This is a genomic window from Aliiroseovarius sp. F20344 (assembly GCF_023016155.1).
Classification (GTDB): Bacteria; Pseudomonadota; Alphaproteobacteria; order Rhodobacterales; family Rhodobacteraceae; genus Aliiroseovarius.
Genome location: NZ_JALKBG010000006.1, coordinates 79,397 through 98,457 on the forward strand (window position 1 = coordinate 79,397; position 19,061 = coordinate 98,457).

General features: G+C 57.1%; 19 protein-coding genes. 6 read left to right on the plus strand and 13 right to left on the minus strand.

The features are described 5' to 3' along the window. Positions 1-142: 142 nt before the first annotated feature. Entirely contained in the window at positions 143-1,429 is a 1,287-nt protein-coding gene (locus tag MWU55_RS06105) for a cytochrome c peroxidase (protein ID WP_246934939.1), read from the minus strand. 24 nt (positions 1,430-1,453) lie between these two features. Here MWU55_RS06105 and MWU55_RS06110 point away from each other — a divergent pair, with 24 nt between their 5' ends. Beyond that, positions 1,454-1,945, plus strand: coding sequence for a tetratricopeptide repeat protein (locus tag MWU55_RS06110; protein ID WP_246934941.1), 492 nt, complete (start codon positions 1,454-1,456; stop codon positions 1,943-1,945). Between the two features lie 47 nt (positions 1,946-1,992). Here the strand turns inward: MWU55_RS06110 and dctP are convergent, their stop codons facing one another. The 6 genes from dctP to MWU55_RS06140 are packed head-to-tail and all read right to left on the minus strand — an operon-like array spanning position 1,993 to position 7,772. Beyond that, positions 1,993-3,051: a TRAP transporter substrate-binding protein DctP gene (gene dctP, locus MWU55_RS06115; RefSeq protein WP_246934943.1), complete on the minus strand. Its 1,059-nt coding sequence runs from the start codon at positions 3,049-3,051 to the stop codon at positions 1,993-1,995. Between the two features lie 35 nt (positions 3,052-3,086). Further along, positions 3,087-4,556, minus strand: a complete 1,470-nt coding sequence (locus MWU55_RS06120) for a TRAP transporter large permease (RefSeq protein ID WP_246934949.1) — start codon at positions 4,554-4,556, stop codon at positions 3,087-3,089. Continuing rightward, positions 4,556-5,146, minus strand: a complete 591-nt coding sequence (locus MWU55_RS06125; protein ID WP_246934951.1) for a TRAP transporter small permease subunit — start codon at positions 5,144-5,146, stop codon at positions 4,556-4,558. Before MWU55_RS06125 ends, MWU55_RS06120 begins: the two co-directional genes overlap by 1 nt. A gap of 57 nt (positions 5,147-5,203) precedes the next feature. After that, complete coding sequence (locus MWU55_RS06130; RefSeq protein ID WP_246935692.1) at positions 5,204-5,728, minus strand: flavin reductase family protein; 525 nt, start codon at positions 5,726-5,728, stop codon at positions 5,204-5,206. Next, the gene (locus MWU55_RS06135) at positions 5,728-6,618 is read right to left on the minus strand and encodes an aldo/keto reductase (protein WP_246934953.1); all 891 of its coding nucleotides are present in this window, start codon (positions 6,616-6,618) and stop codon (positions 5,728-5,730) included. Before MWU55_RS06135 ends, MWU55_RS06130 begins: the two co-directional genes overlap by 1 nt. Continuing rightward, positions 6,618-7,772, minus strand: coding sequence for an LLM class flavin-dependent oxidoreductase (locus tag MWU55_RS06140; RefSeq protein WP_246934955.1), 1,155 nt, complete (start codon positions 7,770-7,772; stop codon positions 6,618-6,620). The genes MWU55_RS06135 and MWU55_RS06140 overlap by 1 nt, the downstream gene beginning before the upstream one ends. Before the next feature lie 90 nt (positions 7,773-7,862). On the opposite strand from MWU55_RS06140, the gene MWU55_RS06145 reads away from it, so the two are divergent. The 5 genes from MWU55_RS06145 (at position 7,863) to MWU55_RS06170 (ending at position 12,369) form a co-directional block, all read left to right on the plus strand. Then, entirely contained in the window at positions 7,863-8,573 is a 711-nt protein-coding gene (locus MWU55_RS06145; RefSeq protein ID WP_246934956.1) for a GntR family transcriptional regulator, read from the plus strand. An 8-nt stretch (positions 8,574-8,581) separates the two neighbouring features. Continuing rightward, positions 8,582-9,691 carry a Gfo/Idh/MocA family oxidoreductase gene (locus tag MWU55_RS06150; protein ID WP_246934958.1) on the plus strand — a complete coding sequence of 370 codons (1,110 nt, stop codon included), beginning with the start codon at positions 8,582-8,584 and terminating at the stop codon, positions 9,689-9,691. Positions 9,692-10,058: 367 nt separating this feature from the next. After that, a complete protein-coding gene (locus MWU55_RS16515) occupies positions 10,059-10,754 on the plus strand; it encodes an autoinducer binding domain-containing protein (RefSeq protein WP_281501815.1) in 696 nt (231 codons plus the stop codon). 144 nt (positions 10,755-10,898) lie between these two features. After that, the gene (locus MWU55_RS06165; protein WP_246934960.1) at positions 10,899-11,270 is read left to right on the plus strand and encodes a nuclear transport factor 2 family protein; all 372 of its coding nucleotides are present in this window, start codon (positions 10,899-10,901) and stop codon (positions 11,268-11,270) included. A 40-nt stretch (positions 11,271-11,310) separates the two neighbouring features. After that, on the plus strand, positions 11,311-12,369 hold the full coding sequence (locus MWU55_RS06170; protein ID WP_246934962.1) for an alpha/beta fold hydrolase: 1,059 nt from the start codon (positions 11,311-11,313) through the stop codon (positions 12,367-12,369). 245 nt (positions 12,370-12,614) lie between these two features. On the opposite strand, the gene iolG is transcribed toward MWU55_RS06170, so the two are convergent. Genes iolG through iolD form a run of 6 tightly spaced genes read right to left on the minus strand, consistent with a single transcriptional unit; the run spans position 12,615 to position 18,981 of the window. Further along, positions 12,615-13,604, minus strand: coding sequence for an inositol 2-dehydrogenase (gene iolG / locus MWU55_RS06175; RefSeq protein ID WP_246934964.1), 990 nt, complete (start codon positions 13,602-13,604; stop codon positions 12,615-12,617). Between the two features lies 1 nt (position 13,605). Further along, positions 13,606-14,436 carry a class II fructose-bisphosphate aldolase gene (locus MWU55_RS06180; RefSeq protein WP_246934966.1) on the minus strand — a complete coding sequence of 277 codons (831 nt, stop codon included), beginning with the start codon at positions 14,434-14,436 and terminating at the stop codon, positions 13,606-13,608. After that, complete coding sequence (locus MWU55_RS06185) at positions 14,433-15,290, minus strand: 5-deoxy-glucuronate isomerase (protein WP_246934968.1); 858 nt, start codon at positions 15,288-15,290, stop codon at positions 14,433-14,435. The genes MWU55_RS06180 and MWU55_RS06185 overlap by 4 nt, the downstream gene beginning before the upstream one ends. Positions 15,291-15,302: 12 nt before the next feature. Continuing rightward, positions 15,303-16,277 (minus strand): 5-dehydro-2-deoxygluconokinase, encoded by a 975-nt coding sequence (gene iolC, locus MWU55_RS06190; RefSeq protein ID WP_246934970.1) that lies wholly within the window; start codon positions 16,275-16,277, stop codon positions 15,303-15,305. Further along, positions 16,274-17,113, minus strand: coding sequence for a phytanoyl-CoA dioxygenase family protein (locus MWU55_RS06195; protein ID WP_246934971.1), 840 nt, complete (start codon positions 17,111-17,113; stop codon positions 16,274-16,276). The genes iolC and MWU55_RS06195 overlap by 4 nt, the downstream gene beginning before the upstream one ends. Continuing rightward, the gene (gene iolD / locus MWU55_RS06200) at positions 17,113-18,981 is read right to left on the minus strand and encodes a 3D-(3,5/4)-trihydroxycyclohexane-1,2-dione acylhydrolase (decyclizing) (RefSeq protein ID WP_246934973.1); all 1,869 of its coding nucleotides are present in this window, start codon (positions 18,979-18,981) and stop codon (positions 17,113-17,115) included. The genes MWU55_RS06195 and iolD overlap by 1 nt, the downstream gene beginning before the upstream one ends. Between the last annotated feature and the right edge of the window lie 80 nt (positions 18,982-19,061).

The following is a 19,061-nucleotide window of genomic DNA, read 5'->3' on the forward strand; positions in this document are numbered from 1 at the left end:
TTGCATCCTTCAGATGATTGCTGACCATCTCAACAGAACGTGCGAATTTGCTTGGTACGCTCTAAATTGGTAGGAACACTTCGAAGATGCTGCCAAAATCAGGCGAGCGGTCCGAGATGCATTTGTCAACGCTCTGAAGTTTTTACCGGTCAACCTTCAATCCGCTGGGAACCTGTTCTGGAATTCGGCTGTTTTCAGCGTTTGCAGCGGCTCCCGTCAGGCTTTCTAAGAAGGCCACAAGGGCTGCGATGTCACTATCACTTCGCAACGCAATTTTGATATCAAGAGCACGAGCTTGCCGCGACATCTCGATCTGGTCTTGCTGGATGACAAAATCAATGTCGCTCAGCCATGACACATTGGGTAGCGTCAGATCATCTGGTGCCCATGCATGACGCGCGGCTTCTGGGGCCATGTGGTGTCGTATCATCCGTTCCAGCGTCGGATAGGCCCCGTTATGCCCATACGGCCCGGTCAGAGCCACGTTGCGTAGCATAGGAGTGCGGAACCGATAGGCATCGTTCAGATCATCGGTCTCGCCCATCCGGCCTACATCGCGCGCATAAGGGTCGAACTTCCGCGTCCGTCCGGGGCCAAAAGCAGGTAGGCCCAACGCGTGAAACTGCTGGTCTGTTAACAGCGGCCCCGCGTGGCAACCACTGCACCCAGCGTCGCCAAAGAAAAGCTCCATGCCGTTCATCTGTTGTGGCGTCAAGGCCGCTTCATCGCCGCGTAGAAATGCATCAAACGGGCTGTCTAACGAAGTGAAATCCTGGACCATAAAATGCGCCAAGGCATCGGCAATCTGGGTGATCGAGACGTCTTCCGCCTTCTCGATCTCGGAAAACGCCGCGACAAACCCATCGCCATAGGCCGGGATTGTGCGCACCCGTTTAGCAATAATCGGCCACGCTGCATCGATGCGGTCGCGGGTTGCACCGATCACCTCGTTCTCACCGACATTACCAGCCATTTCGATGCTCGATGTCATCGGAAACAAAGCCTGTGCCGCCAGCACGGTCTCCAGCCCATCGGGCAGCCATTCTTCGGCGGGGGTGTTGAAGCCGTTGCCATAGATCGGATTCGCGCTGATCCGACCGTCATGCATCAACACGCTGATGGATTTCGCGCCAAGGTTCCACAGCGCGGGTGCATTGCGAGGCACGCGTTTGACGATCTTGTCCGCCCCGCTACCTGATACGCGTTCCGGACCAAGCCCCAGCCCGCCTTCGCCCAGCCCCAAGGACAACCCGTCCGAAGTTCCAAATGCGGGATGATGGCAGGTTCCACAGCTAATATTTCTGTTCCCAGACAATATCTTGTCGTAAAATAGCAGGCGACCAAGCTCGGCCTTTTGGGCGTCGACGACCATGAAGTCGTCCATCGTCAGTGGCTTGGGCAAAGCGGGCACGTCGGCAAGCGCTGGCATGGTTAGACACAGGAAGGACGCAAGATGCGACAGACCTCGAAATCCGTGCTGATTGCGGCGGTGCTTGCGCTGCTTGCATTTCATCCCGCCCACGCGGAAATCGAAGCCGCGCGCGATCTGATGGAGGCTGGGGAATTTGAAGCCGCCCGCGACGCACTTTGGACCGCTGCCCGGTCGGGCAATGCCGACGCGGAGGAGTTGATCGGGGTAATGTATGCCATGGGGCTGGGTGTCGAACGCGACGACCAACGCGCGTTTGAATGGTATCTGCGCAGCGCCATGAAAGGTCATCCCGGTGCGCAGTCCGGGATTGGTTGGTATTACGAGATCGGACGTGGCATGCCCGCCCCGGATCTGGTCCGCGCTTACATGTGGTACACGTTGTCGGCCATTGGCGGCGATCCCGACGCGGCAATCAGCCTTGAAGAGGTCGTAAAGAAAATGACCAAAGATGAGATCGAAAAAGCGCATATTCTGGTCGAGGATTACCGCGTCTGGATGTACCCGTTCCGGTAAACCCGGACGGAAAAACGGCGCGAGGATCATCCCCGCGCCGTTGATACTTAGTTCAGGTCAGCGTCACGTGCACCGTTCACGTCTGCCTCGGCTGCGGCAACGGCATCGGTCAGCGCGGTGAAGATTTGATCCCCACGGGTCACGTTCGACTTGAACCAATCATAGACCGGCGAAGCAGCTTGCTTGAACGCGTCTTTTTCGGCCGGAGTCGGAACATAAAGGTCTCCGCCACCTGCAACGAAATCTTCATAGGCTTGGATCGACTTGCGCTTGGGCGAGGCGAAAGTGGCCTGCTGTAGAGCATAGAACCCGTCCACTACGACACGGCGCATGTCTTCCGGCATGTCCATGAACTTCTGGTTCGACATCCACCACAAAGCACCCATGTAGGCGTGGCCGTCCAGCGTCACATATTGCAGGCCCGCATCGGGGAACTTCATGCCCATGATATCGGTGATGCCGTTTTTAGATCCTTCAACGACACCAGTCTGGAAACTGGTGAACAACTCGGGCCATGGGATCGGAGTGGGCGACGCACCAAGGGCTTTAACCAGTTCCTGCGGAAGGTCAGCCACAACGGTACGGATCTTCAAGCCAGCCATGTCAGCCGGGGCCGCCACGCGACGTTGCGTGTTGGCAAAGTTGCGCCAACCGCCAGTGTTGCCAATGGTCATTAGGCGGATCGTGTCGCCGGAATCCTCAAGTGCCATGGCGCGCATCTGACGGGTAAAATCGCCCGATAGAACATGCTCGGCAATCCGGTCATCTGCCATCAGGTAGGGCAGGTCCAGAACTTGCACATATGGGAAAAGACCCGACGCCCCGCCCGAGGTCGAGATATAGATGTCGATGGAGCCATCAGCCACCCCCTGAAGGCATTCCGCACCGTTCGAACACAGCTGCGTGCCGATAAACAGCTCGACCTCGATCGCGCCGTTTGATGCGGCTTCGACATAGTTTTTAAAGACGACTAGACCGTCATAGTCTTCGTCGTTTTCGTTCGAGTTAGCAGTCGCGCGGATCGTATAGTCCGCTGCAACAGCCGTCAGCGCCGAGCCGGCCACCAAGGCCGACAGCGCCACCGTCTTTGCCAGTTTCAAAATCATGCGTGTTTCCTCCTGTTGCACGTAGTTTTTTATTTTCAGTTCAAGAACCCGGTAATCCGGGGAATGGTCAGCGAGATTTCCGGCACGAAGGTGATCAGGAAGATCACTGCAACTTCGACCGCCAGAAATGGCAGAATGGCTTTTGCAATTGTCGTCACCCTTTCGTGTGACACGGATGCCGCGACGAACAGGACCAGCCCCATGGGTGGCGTGGCAAGCCCCACAGTCAGGTTAACACACATGATGATTGCAAAGTGGACGGGCTCGACCCCGAGGCCCGCAAAGACAGGGCCAAGAATAGGGCCAAGGATGATGATCGCGGGGCCTGCATCCAGAAACATCCCGACGACGAACAGCAAAAGGTTGATCAAAAACAATAAGATCAGCGGGTTCTCGGACAGGGTCAGGATGAACTGGGCCAAGATCTCGGGCGCGTGGGACAGGCTGACCACGGTTTTGAATGACATGGCCGCACCAACCAGCAGCAGCACCACGGCCGAGGTGATTCCTGCACGGGTGAAGACCTCGGGCAGGTCTTTCAGCTTCATCGTGCGTAGGACCATGAAGCCGACAAGCATCGCATAGGCGACAGCGACGGCGGCAGCCTCGGTCGGGGTGAAGACACCGGCAAGGATACCGCCAAGGATCAGGATTGGCGTTTGCAGCGGCACCACCGCGCGCTTGCAGACCACGCGGAATTCGGGGCTGACCATGCGGCGCAAACCCAGCATCAGACCGTGGGCCAGCAGAACTGCGCCCAAGAAGACCAACCATTTCGATTGCGCGCTGTCCTGAGAGGGCACGAACTGCGCCAACAGAAGCCCAAGGTTCAAGCGCACCAGCACGAAGGAAAACCAGCTTTCCAACCCGCTGATTTCCACGTGTTCAAAGGTCACGCGGCGCGCGGCCGGCAAGTCGTACTTGTCAGCCATGACGCGGACCATAATCATCAGGCCCACGCCGACCAACACGCCGGGCACGATGCCTGCTAAAAATAAAGCCGCCACGCTTTCGCCCATTACATAGGCATAGATAATCATGATGCCCGAGGGCGGGATGATCGGCCCAATGACCGAACTTGCCGCGGTGACGGCTGCGGCGAAACGGCGGGAATAGCCTTCGCGCTCCATCGCGGGAATCAGCATGGACCCAAGCGCCGAAGTGTCAGCGACGGCAGACCCAGACAGCCCGGCAAACAGGATCGAGGACAGAATGTTCACCTGCGCCAGACCTCCGCGCAGATGCCCCATCAAAGCTTGCGAGAACTCGACCAGTCGCACGGTGATCCCACCCCGGTTCATCAGCTCGCCCGCCAGCATGAAGAAGGGGATCGCCATCAGCGGGAAACTGTCCATCCCGTTATAAAGGTTGCGATACAGAAGCGTGATGTCGCGTTCTTGCCCGTTCAGCCAGAGCAAAGCGCCCGGAGCGGCCAGAAGGCAGAAGAAGACCGGCAGGCCGACCAGAAGAAGGAAAAGGAAAAGGGGAAGGAACCAGATCAACATTACTCGGCCCCTCCCGTTTCAAGGCCGGGTCGCTCTGGCAGCTTTTCACCCTGCCCAAGAAAACGAACGAAACGTTCCAACAGGAGTTCGATATTCACAAGGATCAGCAGCACGATTCCGATGAAAATCGACAGCATCATCCAGCTGCGCGGAATGCGATACCATTCATCAAAGCTGAGCGAGGTGGGAAGGTAAAGCGACGCGGTTGCGAAGCGTCCACCAAGTCCGGTGACCTCTTTATATCCGATCTGAACGCCGACGATCAGGACCACCAAACAGATCAGCAGCAGCACAAACTGCAAGATATGCATGGCTTTGCCCTTGATCACTGCGTCGATAAAGTCGATTGCCACAAACCCTCCGTTCCGGAAGGCAGTTGGAGCCATCAGTCCCGTCATCCACAGCATGAAAAAGCGCGCGGCCTCGTCCGGCCACGGCAGGGCGTTGCCCAAAACATAACGAAAGAACACCTGAATAAGGATCGCGATTACCATTACCGCAATGGCGAACACGCCCACCCAACGCCCGACCGCAAGAAGCCCGGTGTTCAGCGGACGCAATACATCCAAGACAGCAAAGACTGCCTTCATCGCGCTTCTCTCCTCCCATTGTGCACCCCAACCTCCTTTGGGATGCGTGCCGTGCCTTTATTGTTTAGCGACGGCGATCTGGCCCATCTGGCCTTTATAGAATGTCAGGGCGTCTCCATCTTCGCGCATGGTGGCGCGGTCAACATGTCCCAGAACGATCGCGTGATCGCCCCCTTCGTAAATGGCGGACCGAGTGCATTCGAACCGCGCAAGGCAATTGTCCAGAATGGGCACGCCCCAGTCGTTCACCTGATGATCGATCCCTGCCAATCCGAATGCATCCTTGGCAACCGCCCAGCACAGGTCGTCCTGTTCGGCCGAGAGGATGTGGATCGCATAATGATCTGCGCGTTCGAAATGCGGAAACCGGCGCGAGTTTTTGTCGGGCGACCACAACACCAAAGGCGGGGTCAGCGACACGGACGTAAAACTGTTCGCCGTGATGGCCACCGGTCCGTTTTCCGAGGCGGCGGTGACGATGGTCACGCCGGTGGCAAAACGCCCAAAGGCGTCGCGCAGCAGGCGGGTGTTGTTGGGATCGGGCACAAAGCTGAGCTTCCCCCCGACCGAGTGTGCTGACATCATGGGACCTCCTTGCCGAGGGCGGCTTCGTAAAGGGTGAACCAGGCTTCGCGATCAAGGCTAACGTTCTCGGCGTCCGAGATCGACTTGATACGGTCCAGATTGTTGGTGCCAAGTACCGGCAGGATACGGGCGGGATGGTGCAGCAGGAAGGCGATCGCTACTGCAGCGCGGTCGACACCTTGGTCGGCGGCGATCCGGTCCAGACGCTCGGCCAGTTGGCCTGTACCGGTCATCAGGCTGCCGCCGCCAAGCGGAGACCATGCCATAACCGGATGATCATGTTGTTGATGAAACGCCAGATCCCCATTGGTGAACGGCGCAATCTCAGCCAACGAGATCTCGATCTGATTGGTGGCCAGTGACGTCTTCATGGCAGATTGCAGCAGCTGCCAATCCCACGGGCGGAAGTTCGATACGCCTACGGCCCGCACCTTGCCCGAGGCGACCAAATCATCCAGTGCCGCTCCGGTTTCGTTGTGATCCATCAGGGGGTCCGGACGGTGAATCAACAGAAGATCCATGTGATCAATGCCCATCTCGGTCAAAGACCGATCCACCGAAGCCTCGATATGCGCACGCGAGGTGTCGTAGTATTTAACCGGCTTGTCGGAATAGACCCCGATGGGCGCAACGATATCGCATTTCGTCACAATCTCGATCTGGTTGCGCAACGCTGGATTGGCTTTCAGCGCCCCACCCAACACGGCCTCGGCACCGTAGTCGCCATAGATGTCGGCCTGATCAATGGTGGTGATCCCCTGATCCAGACAGGCTTGGATCTTGGCCTCGACATATGCGGGCGAGGTGTCTGCGTCGTCAGCCACACGCCACATGCCATAAACAAGACGGCTGAAGCTCAGCCCGGTTGTAATCTCGACACGGTTCATCAGCGGCGTTCTCCGATACCAAGAGGGGTTTGAGGGGTGGAAGCCGGCACGCGCCCATAGGCGTGCGGCAACGAGCAAGTATTCAGATGTGGCATGACGCGGGCGCCAAAATGCTTGGCTTCGTCAATATGGGGATAGCCCGACAGAATAAACGCGCGCATTCCCATTTTTTGATAGGTTTCCAGCTTAGACAGAACTTGATCGGTTGACCCGACCAAGGCCGCGCCACAGCCCGATCGTGCACGGCCTACGCCGGTCCACAGATGCGGCTCGATAAAGCCGTCATCATCGGCGACGTCACGGTTCTTGGATTGATGCGACACGCCCAGAGACTTCGCGTCCAGCGCCCGTTCGCGGATCGCACGGCCCTGTTCGTCGTCCAATTTGGACACGATATAGTCCGCGTATTCGCGGGCCTCGGCCTCGGTGTCGCGAACGATCACATGAACGCGCAACCCGTAATCCAGCGTGCGGCCATAGCGTTCAGCCACCGCGTTCACGGCTTTCATCCGGCCTTCCAATTCTTCCATCTTCTCGGGCCACATCAAATAGACGTCGCAATGCTGCCCGCACAGTTCCAGCGCATCCGGAGAATAGCCACCGAAATACAAAAGCGGCCCACCGGTCTGATAGGGGATCACTGGATCGGTGGTCAGCCCTTCGAAATTGTAGACCTCGCCTTTGTGAATGATCTCGCCTTGGGTCCAAGCCTGTTTCAGGATCTCGACCACCTCGCGCGAGCGTTGATAGCGATAGCTGCTTTCGTCTTTTTCGCCCGGAAAATCGGACGAGATGATGTTTACCGTTAGCCGGCCTTCCAACATGTGATCCAGCGTCGCGATGGTGCGCGCCAGCATGATGGGCTGCATTTCACCACAGCGCACGGCGGCCAGCATGTTGATCTTATTGGTGATCGGCGCACATCCCGCCACGAAGCTGAGCGTGTCCTGTCCGACCTGATAGGAAGAAGGGCACAGGATGTTGCGAAACCCTTGCGCCTCGGCTTCTTTCACGATGTTCGAGCAATGCGCCCAAGACGACCGCAAATCCCCGTCTGGCACACCCAGAAACTGATAGTCATCCGAACAAAGTGCGGCAAACCACGAGACTTCAACAGCATCCAGATCGGCAGATGTCACCGGTACGACGGTCATCGATTCCTCCCAAAATCTCGGTTTCCTTAACACTTGAATAAACTGAGAATTGATGTAGATCAATGGTGTATCAATTTCGAAATGTGATCCATGTCAAACCCAGACCTCACAAGCTCGGCCTTGCCTCTGTATCTGCAGATCAGCGAAACCCTGATCCGCGAAATTGCAGCCGGTCGTCTGGTGGATGGGGAACGCCTGCCGCCCGAACGCGAGCTGGCCAAGCAATACGGAACCACCGTGCGCACATTGCGCAAATCACTATCCGAGCTTGAAAACCAAGGCATGCTGGAACGTGTTCAGGGGTCGGGGAACTATGTGCGTGCTACCCAGATGGGGCGCAGCGTCTATTCCATGTTTCGGCTCGAACTTCCTGAAGGTGGCGGGCTGCCAACAGCGGACATCCTTTCGGTGCATGACATGGAAAAGCCCTCCGACTTGCCCGTGTTTGGAACCTCGAATCGCGGCACACGGATTCGCAGGATGCGCTATCTGGACGAAGTCGTGATTGCCGTGGAAGAAATCTGGCTGGATCACGATGCGGGCCGGGTAGACCGCTCGAAGCTGTCTGAATCGCTTTACCACTACTATCAGAAGCAACTTGGCTTCTGGATCCGGCGCGCCGAAGACCGCGTCTCGATTGGCGTGGTTCCCGATTGGGCGCCGGAGTTGTTCGGCAAACCCGCTGGCGCGACCGTCGGCTACATCGAGCGACTCAGTTGGTCACAGGACCGCGCACCTGTCGAATTCTCGCGAACGTGGTTCGACCCTGATCAATCCATCTATATCCAACGCCTCACCTAGGAGACACTATGACCAAACCCACCACCTACGGGATCATCGGCTGCGGCATGATGGGTCAAGAGCATCTGCGCAACATCGCGCTTCTACCAGACACACAAGTCGGCGCGATCTTCGAACCTAATGCTCAGATGCGCGCGGAAAGTGCCCGCTTTGCGCCGGATGCGCAGTTCGTTGATAGTCTGGAGGATATTCTAGCGATCGAGGCGTTGGATTGCATACTGATCGCCAGCCCGAATTTCTGCCACGTGGACCAGTTGGAAAAGATCGCCCGGATCCGCCCGCTTCCGATCCTTGTGGAAAAGCCGCTTTATACCGACCCGCAGGATCTGGCACGCATTAACGATTTCGGCGCCACTTATACCGCACCGGTTTGGGTTGCGATGGAATACCGCTATATGCCCCCTGTTGCCGCGTTTCTTGAGAACGCAGTGGAGGCGACCGGCGGGATCAAGATGCTGACCATCCGCGAACATCGTTTTCCCTTCTTGGAAAAGGTCGACGACTGGAATCGCTTCAACGCTAAATCGGGCGGTACATTTGTTGAGAAATGCTGCCACTTCTTTGACCTGATGCGCCTGTCGCTTGGGTCGGAACCCGTGCGCGTGATGGCGTCGGGTGGGCAAGATGCAAACCATCTTGACGAGAGCTATGACGGGCAAGTGCCAGACATTCTGGACAACGGGTATGTGATCGTTGATTTTGCCAACGGCGCGCGCGCGATGTTGGAACTGTGCATGTTTGCGGAAGGGGCCGAATACCAGGAAGAGATCGCGGCGGTTGGTCCAAGTGGTAAAATCGAAGCGCTGGTACCCGGACCGGGTCGATTCTGGCCTGAACATCTGGGCGCGGCCCCGACACCCAAACTGATCCTGTCCCCCCGCGATCCAAAGGGCCCAGTTGAACAGGACATCCCCGTGGATCCCGACATCCTAGATGCAGGCGACCACAATGGCTCGACCTTTTTTCAGCATAAGTACTTTCTGGAACTGGTGCGCGGCGAACGTTCAGCACCTGAGGTCAGCCTGACCGACGGTAAGATGGCCGTTCTGATGGGGATTGCCGCCCAGAAGTCCATACAAGAAAAGCGATCAGTCGAAATGTCAGAGATCAGCTACTAAGACCAAAATGCACTGTTTCAACGTGATGTTGCTATCCCATAAGGGTAGCCGCAGGAGCATGGCGAGTTTAGCTTAATGATTCAATTGTTGTTCAAGTCTACTTCAGAGCATTTGGAACTCGAGTTTCCTTACTGCACTAGCGTCTGAACTTGGACGAGATAGAAGATCTGCATGCGTAAGAAACACTAAAGCACTTTAACGCCCAAGAAGGCCTGCATGAGACTGATTTTGAATCTACGGCTCCATGACCTTTGCGGCACCGGGCGTTTGATCCAGAAACCACCTTGTTGTTGAAGTTTGTTCCGAGCATCATTCCAAACCAACATTTCTGTGGAATTTAGGCCTTCGAAGTTAGAAAGGATTCCCGATGGAAATTAAGGAAATCGATCTGGAATCTTGCAGTGTGCAAGAAGCGGCTCGGCGGATAGCCGATGCCTATCACGTTGATTATGTGACACTTCATCTCTTCCGTTCAGGCGAGGATGCCCAAAACAAACCTTATGTTCGCACGAACTACCCAGACGCTTGGGTCAGCCACTATTTGCTGAACGACTATGTGCGCATCGATCCTGTCTTGCAGATGGCGGAGCGGATCGCCGGACCCTTCTGCTGGTCCTCCATCACTCCAAAAGGTGAACAAGTGGACATGATGGAACAAGCAGTCAAACATGGTCTGGGCCGGTCAGGGTTCAGCGTACGTCACGTCGATGCCATTGGCCGTCGGAGTGTGCTGTCGTTCAATGCACATGACGCAAAAGGCGGCGATTGCTGGGACCCCTATCTGGATGAGATGCGCGAAGGGCTGATCCATTTGGCGCGTAAGGTCCATCACAAGGCGTTGGCTGAGATTTACGTGGACGGCGAGGTGTTTCCACAACTGTCCCCGCGTGAGATCGAATGCCTGAAATGGACGGCTGAGGGCAAGGCCCATACCGAAATCGCAATCATCCTCAGCCTGTCGGAGCATACGGTGAGGGGCTATTTGAAAGATGCGCGTACGAAGTTGGATTGTGTCACGCTGGCCCAAGCCGTCTCCAAAGCCTCCTCGATTGGACTGATATAAAGAGCGACCGGTTCCTCCGCGCTTTATTCTGATCCCTCATCTCCCAGCCCCCTCAATTGAGGGGATTTCAAGGAATGAGCTTGCCGCCTAACTTCTGTCCTGTACCGCACAAGCGAACGCTCAACAGCGAAAGGACAAGACACGATGCAAGCAGATGACCTGCGCTCCGCAATCCAAACCTATTTCGAAGCCATCCACGAATGTGATGTAGAGAAGCTGGATAAGGTCTTTCATTCCCAATCGAGCCTCTTTGATGCGGATAATGGCGAGATTTTCGTCGAATCCATTGAGAGTTTCCGTAACGATGTAGCCGGTCGGACTTCGCCACAAAGTGTTGGCCAGCAGTTGGAGGCCGAGATCTTGATGATCGACTTTCTGTCTTCCCTTAGCGCGACCGTGAAAATCCGCATCCGAGCGCATCAGAACGTGTTCGTCGATCACCTCGCCTTCGTGAAGGGGAGCAAGGGTTGGAAGATCGTTTCGAAAGTCTGGCACCTTGAACAGGTCATCGCGTGATCAGCTGGAGTTTCTGGCCCATCAAGTGAAAGGAACAACCATGTCCACATTCAAAAAGCTTGCAAGATTGTCTTCGGTTGTTGGTGCCGTAGTCGCAATCACTTGGGGCGGGTACGAGATTTTTCGTCCTGCCTATGACGGAGCCGTCGGCATCACGAAAGGCAAGGCCTATGCCCGGGTTCGTGACACGCATATTGCCTTCGATATTTGGTATCCAGCCCAGCCTGGCGGTAAGGCAGTGACCGTCGGTGGAAACGGCGTGTTCTTCGGCACAGAAGCAGGGCGCTTTGCACCGCTGCGGGACGGCAAGTTTCCCTTGGTGATCATTTCACATGGGGCAGGTGGAAACGCTGGCCAGTTCGGCTGGATCGCGTCGGAATTAGCGGATAACGGCTATGTTGTCGTCTTACCCAACCACCCGGGCACGACCAGCGGCAATGCCTCTGCCGAGGCCGCCGTGCGGGTCTGGGAGCGACCACAGGACGTGACAGCGGTGCTTGATCACATGACAAGCCGCCAAGTTGAATTTGCGTATGTGGACTTTAACAGAACCGCTGTTCTCGGATTCTCTGCAGGCGGCTACACGGCCTTGGCCGTCTCAGGCGCACGCGTTGACCCGGATCGGCTGCAGAGGTTTTGCGACGAGAGCGATCATGGCATGTCGGACTGCTCATTTCTAAAGCATTTCGGGGTCGATCTGCACCAGATGGACCTGTCTCCGGCGGCGCAAGATTTGCGTGACGAGCGTGTGAAGAGTGGCGTCATCGTTGATCCTGGGATCATTGGCACCATTACAGAGGAAAGCCTTGCGGACATCAACATCCCGCTCTTTGTTGTCAACCTCGGGACCGACGAGAGTGTCCCATCCGGCGTTCATGCTTTGGAGGCGTCCGAGCGAATTCCCAATGCGAAGCACTTGTTCGTACCAGACGCCACGCATTTCAGTTTCCTTGCAGAGTGCAAAAAACGCGGCCCCGAGATCCTCAGGAAAGAAGGCGAGCCAGATCCACTGTGCAAGGACGCAGGTGGTCGTAGTCGGGGCGAAATTCACGATGATTTGGCTCGACGAGTGATTGCATATCTGGATCAATACACTTGAATTTCTGCTTTGCGTGAGTATTCGCAGCGACTACTAGGACGGGTCAACGACAGCTTTGGGCCAGCAGAAGAGTATCAACCATACTAAAAATCGTTTTATCGTGCGGCTCATTCCGGTCTGTCACGAAGGAGTTGTCACTTTCTAGACGAGTTCAGTGATCTAGTTTTGAGCGACCCTATTTTACAGGTCCACTCAGGTAGGGCCGTTAAGGGACCGACGCGATCTGCAGCGATTGATAGTACCAATTAGATCAGATCAACTGGTCCTCCTTGGGCGAGGGACCCTGCAGCTGCATCAGCCAAAAGTTGTGCTTGCAATCCATCGAACAAGTTCGGAGACGGAACATTTCCCGTCGTGATCGCGTCAATGAAATGGCGCATTTCAGCCTGATAAGCTGCTTCATAGCGTTCCAGGAAGAAATGCTGTGCTGGGGGCCTTGTGAAGCCGGATGCTGTTGCCATTTCCACCGTGGTTTCATGCACGTTTTCCGCACGAAGCATTCCACCGGACCCATGCACTTCGATCCGTTGATCGTAACCGTAACTGGCGCGACGCGAGTTGGTGATCTGGCAGATCTTACCGCTGGCGGTCGTCAGTGTGACGGCAGCTGTGTCCACGTCTCCGGCCTTGCCAATCTCGGGATCCACAAGCGATGAACCGACGGCATAGACGCGGATCAGTTCTTCGCCCAGCAGGAACCGCGCCATGTCCAGATCGTGGATCATCATATCCCGAAACAGTCCGCCCGAGCTTTTGATATAGCTGACTGGGGGCGGAGAGGGGTCGCGCGACTGGATCGTCACAATCTCAACATCTCCGATCTGTCCTTGCCGCAGGCGGGATTGCAGGTCGGCAAAGTTTGGATCAAAGCGCCGATTGAAGGCCGTCAGGAACGGCACGCCAGCGTCTTCTACAACTTTCATGCAATCGCGGATGCGATCTGCCGACAGGTCTACTGGTTTTTCACAGAAAATGGCCTTGCCTGACCGGGCTGCCGCATGGATCAGGTCGTAATGCGTGTCAGTCGGGGTGCCGATGACCACCGCGTCCACGTCTGAGCTTTCGATCAGGGCTAATGAATCCAGCACCTTGGCCCCCGTGCGGTCCGCCAAGGCCTGGGCCGGTTCAGCGAATGCATCCGCAACTGCGGTTACAGTGGCATCCTCGATCTGGCTGATCGAGCGGGCATGTACTTGACCAATCCGGCCGCAGCCCAGAAGTCCGATCCGTGTCATCTTAGGCTCCTTTGAACGCTTGTAGGACCTGGCGGGTCGCAGCCATCACCGGGTCGTGTGTTTCTTTCAGAATTTGTACGCGATCGAACCGCGCTGGGTCAGCGTTGACCGCTTCGCGCAATGCATTTCCGAAGGCCATGCGCAGCTCGGTGCCGATGTTAAACTTGCAGATTTTCGACCCGCGGGCGAGGGCGGTGCGCTGCGCGACCGGCACGCCGGATCCGCCATGGATTACCAGTGGCACGTCGGTCAGCGCCTCAATCGCGCGGATGCGGTCAATGTCCAGTCCGCCTTCCTTGTCCTGCTGCAAATGTACGTTCCCGACCGAGATCGCCATCGCATCCACGCCGCTGTCGCGGGCAAAGGCTGCGGCTTCCTCGGGGTCCGTTCCTGCAGACCCTTCGCCACCGGAATAGCCGACAAAGCCGATCTCGCCTTCACAGGAAACACCTGCTGCATGCGCCATTTCAGCAATCGCGGCGGTCTCGTCGATGTTTTGCTGAAGCGGTTTGCGCGACCCGTCAAACATCACCGAAGTGAATCCGCTGTCTATCGCTTCGCGGCATTCGTCAAACGTGTAGCCATGGTCAAGATGTGCTACGACAGGGACAGTCGACCCTTCGGCCAGGTGGCGGAACATCTTGCCCAGTACGGGTAGGGGCGTGTGTTCGCGGCAGGACGGGCCCGCCTGCAAGATGACCGAGACACCCTCGGCCTCGGCTGCTGCCACATAGGCGCGCATCTCTTCCCAGCCCAGCGTGACCAGACCGGCAACGGCGTAGCCTTCCTTCAGCGCGGGCTGAAGGACATCTTTCAACGTCACAAGGGTCATTTGAACTTGGCCACCATATCCATGATGCCAGGAATGGTTTGAAGCTGTGCTTCATGCGTTGGCTGGAAATACTGCTTCAGCGACCGCTGGCTGAGCCCACCCAGAATAGTGAAGTAGTACATCTGGTACCCGGGCAGAACCGCGCAGGGGTGATACCCCTTGTCCAACATGATCGTGGACCCATCCATGATGTGATAGGCGTCGCCGGGCTTGTTGTCTTCGCGCTGCAACATCTGCACGCCCGAGCCGTAGTTCGGCTTAAAGCGGAAGTTGTAGGTCTCGTCATGACGGGTCTCGATCATGCCGCCCTGCGGGTGCGGGCGGTCGGTGTCGTGCTTGTGCGAGGGAAAGCCAGACCAACCGCCTTCTCCGACAGTGTAAAGCTCGCTGACCAAAAGGCGTCCTACGCGGTCATGGTGGTTTGCGCCAAGGATGTGTTTGATCTTGCGGTGGGTCTTGGTGTCATCCGATCCATACTGCACGACGTCCAGGTCGGCCTCGCGCACGTCGAACGGCTCTAGCACTTTGTCGTATTTAGCACCGGCGATGAAGGTCTCGGTCGCGTCGGTCTTGCAGGTGATACGAACCTTGGCACCGACTGGCACATACACGCCCTCTGGTTCGCCATCCCAGACGTCTTCGCTACGGTTGCCGAGATCCGGATAGGCGGCACCTTCAATGTCAACATCGACCGTGCCTGTGGCGGGCACAATGCAGGTCTCATAGCCGGGTACGGCGTATTCGAAAACCTCACCCTTCTTCAGTTTCACGATGTTGAAATAGTTCAGTGGGACCAGCGCATTGTCCGCATCCACGATGGGTTTGTTCTGGTTGTCATGAGGCGCAATATGCATTGGGCTCTCCTTTCATTTCGTGGGGCCGGGATGCGAGGCCAGAAAGGCCTCAAGCTCGGCGGTTGTGGGCATGGCATTGGCACAGCCGGGATTTGAAACGACGATCGAGGCGCAGGCCGACCCGCGCAGAACTGCATCACGCAAGCTGTGACCTGCTGCGATCGAGGCAAGCAGTCCAGCCATGAAACTGTCGCCCGCGCCGTTCGGTTTCACGGCGGTGACTGGGAAAATGCCGGTGCGAATTTCTTCGCCACCTGCAAGTGTAATGGCGCCTTCGTGCCCCATCTTGTAGATCACCATGCGCCCTTCGGCGGCCAGTGCACGTGCTTTGTCCAAGCCCTTTTCGATGCCTCCGGCCATGAAACCGAACTCTTCATCGTTTCCGACGATTAGGTCGCTTGCCTCTCCGGCGCGGGTCAAAACCTCGGCGGCCACTTCGGGTGAGGGCCAGGAATAGGGGCGGTAATCGATGTCGAAGATGATCGGCAACACTGCATCTCGCGCCTTATCGAAGGCGTGAAACGTTGCGCTGCGCGAAGGTTCAGCGGCAAAGACGGTGCCGGCGGTGATCAGGGCCGAGAAGGCGTTGTAGTTGACCGCATCCATATCCGCCGCGGTCACCTGAAAATCGGCTGCCCCGTTGCGATAAATGACGTTCTGGAAATCTTCGATACAGCTTTCATACACCGCCAGAGACGTGCGGGCTTCTCCGCCTACAGCTCGGACATAGGTCGTGTCCACGCCATAGTCGCGCAGGCGGTTGCGGCAAAACCGGCCCACCGCATCATCGGAGACGGAGGTGATCAGCGCAGCCTCCCCACCAAGCTTCACAAGCCCCGCGCAGATGTTGGCCGAAGACCCGCCCAGATCGGCGCGAAATGTCGTGGCATCTTCACTTTTAGTGCCAATTGGATCGGCGAACATGTCCATGCCCGCGCGTCCGAAAACTGCAAAACGATTGCCTTTGATGCCGTCAATCAGTGTCACTTGCGACCCTCTGTGTTACCTGCCCGCGCTGCATCCAACACCTCGGGATAGGGATAATTCAGGCCCAGAAGTTGGCGCATATCCGGGCTGGCTTGATCCAGGAACTCTTTGGGAAGGGCTGCCGGCATATCTTCCATGGGTTTGACCCATTTGGGCAAATATTGGATCAAGATCGCGCTGCGATCGTGATCGGCATTGTTCGGCATCGCGCAGTGCCACGTCACGCCGTAGAACAGCGCGACTTCGCCGGGCTCTCCTGTCATCTGTTCGCAGCGCTCAAAGAACTTGTCTTCGGCAACGGGATAGCGGAGCTCTTTCTGCGATCCAGGCACATAGCCGGTCGCACCGCTTTCTTTGGTAAACGGATCCAGCAGGACCGATACCTGCGCATTCATCGGGAACGAGCCGTTGAAGCCAACCGGGTGTGTTTCAGGTTTGTGAAAGTCCCAGTAAGGGTAATCCACATGGGGCTCCTGACCCGGTCCACCCGGCAAGATGCGGTTGGCTGCAATCGATCCCATGATGAACTCTGTACCCAGAAACGCGCGCAGAATTTCCAGTAGCTTGGGGTGTGCGGCCATACGCGAAAAAACCTCGCCTTTTGCCAGAAGGTTCCAGACGCGGCGTTGTAGGTTCAGCTTACCCTCTTCTTCCGCGGCACCCTGAAAATGTGTGACTTTTTCGGCGGTTTCCTCGGAATGCGCCATCACGATTGCGCGTGCATTGGCGATTTCTTCAGGAGTGAACAAGCCGGAGATGCCGACGGCCCCTCCGCCGTGCAGAAGCTCGTCGATGATGTCGTTGGGATTGGCCGTCTCGGCGGTAAAGCGTTTCATCACACACCCTTTCGTTGTTTGCTGCGCGAGGCTTCCCAATCGACATGGGCAGTGCGTACGTTTTCATCGTCGGTGATGTGTGGTGTGCCGACTTCCCACCAGGCGTGACCTTCGGTGGTCCAGCCCTCGTAGGGGTCCACATCCATCACGATCACATAGGTCTTTTCCGAGGCCTTGGCGCGTTTGAACGCCTCGCTGAGTTCGGCAGGGTTCGAGACCTTCTCGGCTGTTGCCCCCATCGACGAGGCATGCGCCACGAAGTCGACGCCGAAGGGTTGCGGGATCGTCGGGCAGTCTTCCAGCAGATTATTGAAGCTTTCGTTGCCGGTATTGTTCTGAAGCTTGTTGATGACCGCGAAGCCACCATTGTCCAGAACCATGACGATCATCTTCTTGTCCGACAGGACGCTGGAATAGATGTCCGAGTTGAGCATCATATACGAGCCATCGCCGCAGAAGGTGATTACGTCTTGATCGGGCTCCATCTGGGCTTGGGCGATGCGTGCGCCCCAAGCGCCCGCAATCTCGTACCCCATGCAGGAAAAGCCGAACTCGACATCGACGGTTCCAATGTCGAGCGTGCGCCAGTTGGCGGTCACCTCGGCGGGCAGTCCGCCAGCCGCTGCAACCACGCGGTCGCGCTTGTCACACAGAGCGTTCACAACGCCAATGGCCTGCGCATAGGAATTCGGTCGATTGCCGTAGGAAACGTTCTTGGTAACGTAGTCGTCCCAGCTTTTCCGCTCGGCCTGTGCAAATGCCACCCAGTCTGCAGGGGCTTTGTAACCGCTTGCAGCACCTAGTGCTGCAAGGCTGAGTTTCGCGTCACCAACGACAGGCAGAGACATATGCTTGCCTGCGTCATGCCGCGCTGCGTTGATCGAGATGAACTGTGCATCCTTGTCAAATGCCGTCCACGATCCGGTGGTGAAGTCCTGCAGGCGGGTGCCGACGGCGACGATCACGTCTGCTTTCTCGGCAATCGCGTTGGCACTGTCCGATCCGGTGACGCCGATGGGCCCGATGTTCAGCGGATGGTTGGCCAGCATGTTGGCGCGTCCGGCGATGGTCTCGACCACGGGGATGTTGTGGGTTTCGGCAAAGGTGGTCAGTTCGTCGACAGCGCGCGAATACTGCACGCCGCCACCTGCGATGATCATGGGACGTTTGGCGTCAGCAAGGGCAGATACCGCGTCTGCGATCTCGGCCTCATCTGGGGATTGTCGCCGAATACGATGCACTTTCTTGTCAAAGAATTTGACCGGATAGTCAAAGGTCCAGCCCTGCACATCCTGCGGAAGGCCAAGGAAGGCCGGGCCGCAATCGGCAGAATCCAGCAAGGTGGCGATTGCGGCCGGCAGCGACTGGATCACTTGGGCCGGGTGACTGATACGATCCCAATAGCGGCTGACGGGCTTGAACGCGTCATTCACGCCAAAAGTCGGATCGTAGAAGTTCTCCATCTGCTGCAGCACAGGGTCGGGCAGGCGGGTCAGGAACGTGTCCCCGCAAAGGAGCAGCATGGGCAGGCGGTTGGCGTGGGCCAATCCGGCGGCCGTCAGAAGGTTCGCGGTGCCCGGACCAGCGCTTGCCGTGCAGAACATGAAACGCTGGCGCAGCCATGTCTTGGCATAGCCTGCAGCCGCGAATCCCATGCTTTGTTCGTTCTGTCCGCGATACAGTGGCAGTTCATCACGCACAGTGTTCAAGGCCTCGCCCAGACAGGTCACATTGCCATGTCCGAAGATGCCAAAGCCGCCGCCACACAGGCGCATTTCTTCTCCGTTGATTTCAATGAACTGGTTGGAAAGCCAGCGAATGATCGCCTGAGCGGTTGTCAGGCGGATGGTGTCGTCTTGCGCAGACATGTCAGCGTGTCTCCCACGGGAAAAATCAGTGCGGTGCCGAATGCGGCTTGCGGGGTTTCGATTCTCAGGATACAGTTTTT

Excerpts from the sequence above, each read along its gene's own strand:
- iolG (WP_246934964.1), bottom strand. The coding sequence starts at position 13,604 with ATGACACGGATCGGACTTCTGGGCTGCGGCCGGATTGGTCAAGTACAT.
- MWU55_RS06180 (WP_246934966.1), bottom strand. The coding sequence starts at position 14,436 with ATGACCCTTGTGACGTTGAAAGATGTCCTTCAGCCCGCGCTGAAGGAA.
- dctP (WP_246934943.1), bottom strand. The coding sequence starts at position 3,051 with ATGATTTTGAAACTGGCAAAGACGGTGGCGCTGTCGGCCTTGGTGGCC.
- MWU55_RS06125 (WP_246934951.1), bottom strand. The coding sequence starts at position 5,146 with ATGAAGGCAGTCTTTGCTGTCTTGGATGTATTGCGTCCGCTGAACACC.
- MWU55_RS06140 (WP_246934955.1), bottom strand. The coding sequence starts at position 7,772 with ATGACCGTCGTACCGGTGACATCTGCCGATCTGGATGCTGTTGAAGTC.
- MWU55_RS06145 (WP_246934956.1), top strand. The coding sequence starts at position 7,863 with ATGTCAAACCCAGACCTCACAAGCTCGGCCTTGCCTCTGTATCTGCAG.
- MWU55_RS16515 (WP_281501815.1), top strand. The coding sequence starts at position 10,059 with ATGGAAATTAAGGAAATCGATCTGGAATCTTGCAGTGTGCAAGAAGCG.
- MWU55_RS06150 (WP_246934958.1), top strand. The coding sequence starts at position 8,582 with ATGACCAAACCCACCACCTACGGGATCATCGGCTGCGGCATGATGGGT.
- MWU55_RS06195 (WP_246934971.1), bottom strand. The coding sequence starts at position 17,113 with ATGAAACGCTTTACCGCCGAGACGGCCAATCCCAACGACATCATCGAC.
- MWU55_RS06170 (WP_246934962.1), top strand. The coding sequence starts at position 11,311 with ATGTCCACATTCAAAAAGCTTGCAAGATTGTCTTCGGTTGTTGGTGCC.
- MWU55_RS06105 (WP_246934939.1), bottom strand. The coding sequence starts at position 1,429 with ATGCCAGCGCTTGCCGACGTGCCCGCTTTGCCCAAGCCACTGACGATG.
- iolD (WP_246934973.1), bottom strand. The coding sequence starts at position 18,981 with ATGTCTGCGCAAGACGACACCATCCGCCTGACAACCGCTCAGGCGATC.
- MWU55_RS06165 (WP_246934960.1), top strand. The coding sequence starts at position 10,899 with ATGCAAGCAGATGACCTGCGCTCCGCAATCCAAACCTATTTCGAAGCC.
- MWU55_RS06110 (WP_246934941.1), top strand. The coding sequence starts at position 1,454 with ATGCGACAGACCTCGAAATCCGTGCTGATTGCGGCGGTGCTTGCGCTG.
- MWU55_RS06185 (WP_246934968.1), bottom strand. The coding sequence starts at position 15,290 with ATGCATATTGCGCCTCATGACAACCAGAACAAACCCATCGTGGATGCG.
- MWU55_RS06135 (WP_246934953.1), bottom strand. The coding sequence starts at position 6,618 with ATGAACCGTGTCGAGATTACAACCGGGCTGAGCTTCAGCCGTCTTGTT.
- MWU55_RS06120 (WP_246934949.1), bottom strand. The coding sequence starts at position 4,556 with ATGTTGATCTGGTTCCTTCCCCTTTTCCTTTTCCTTCTTCTGGTCGGC.
- MWU55_RS06130 (WP_246935692.1), bottom strand. The coding sequence starts at position 5,728 with ATGTCAGCACACTCGGTCGGGGGGAAGCTCAGCTTTGTGCCCGATCCC.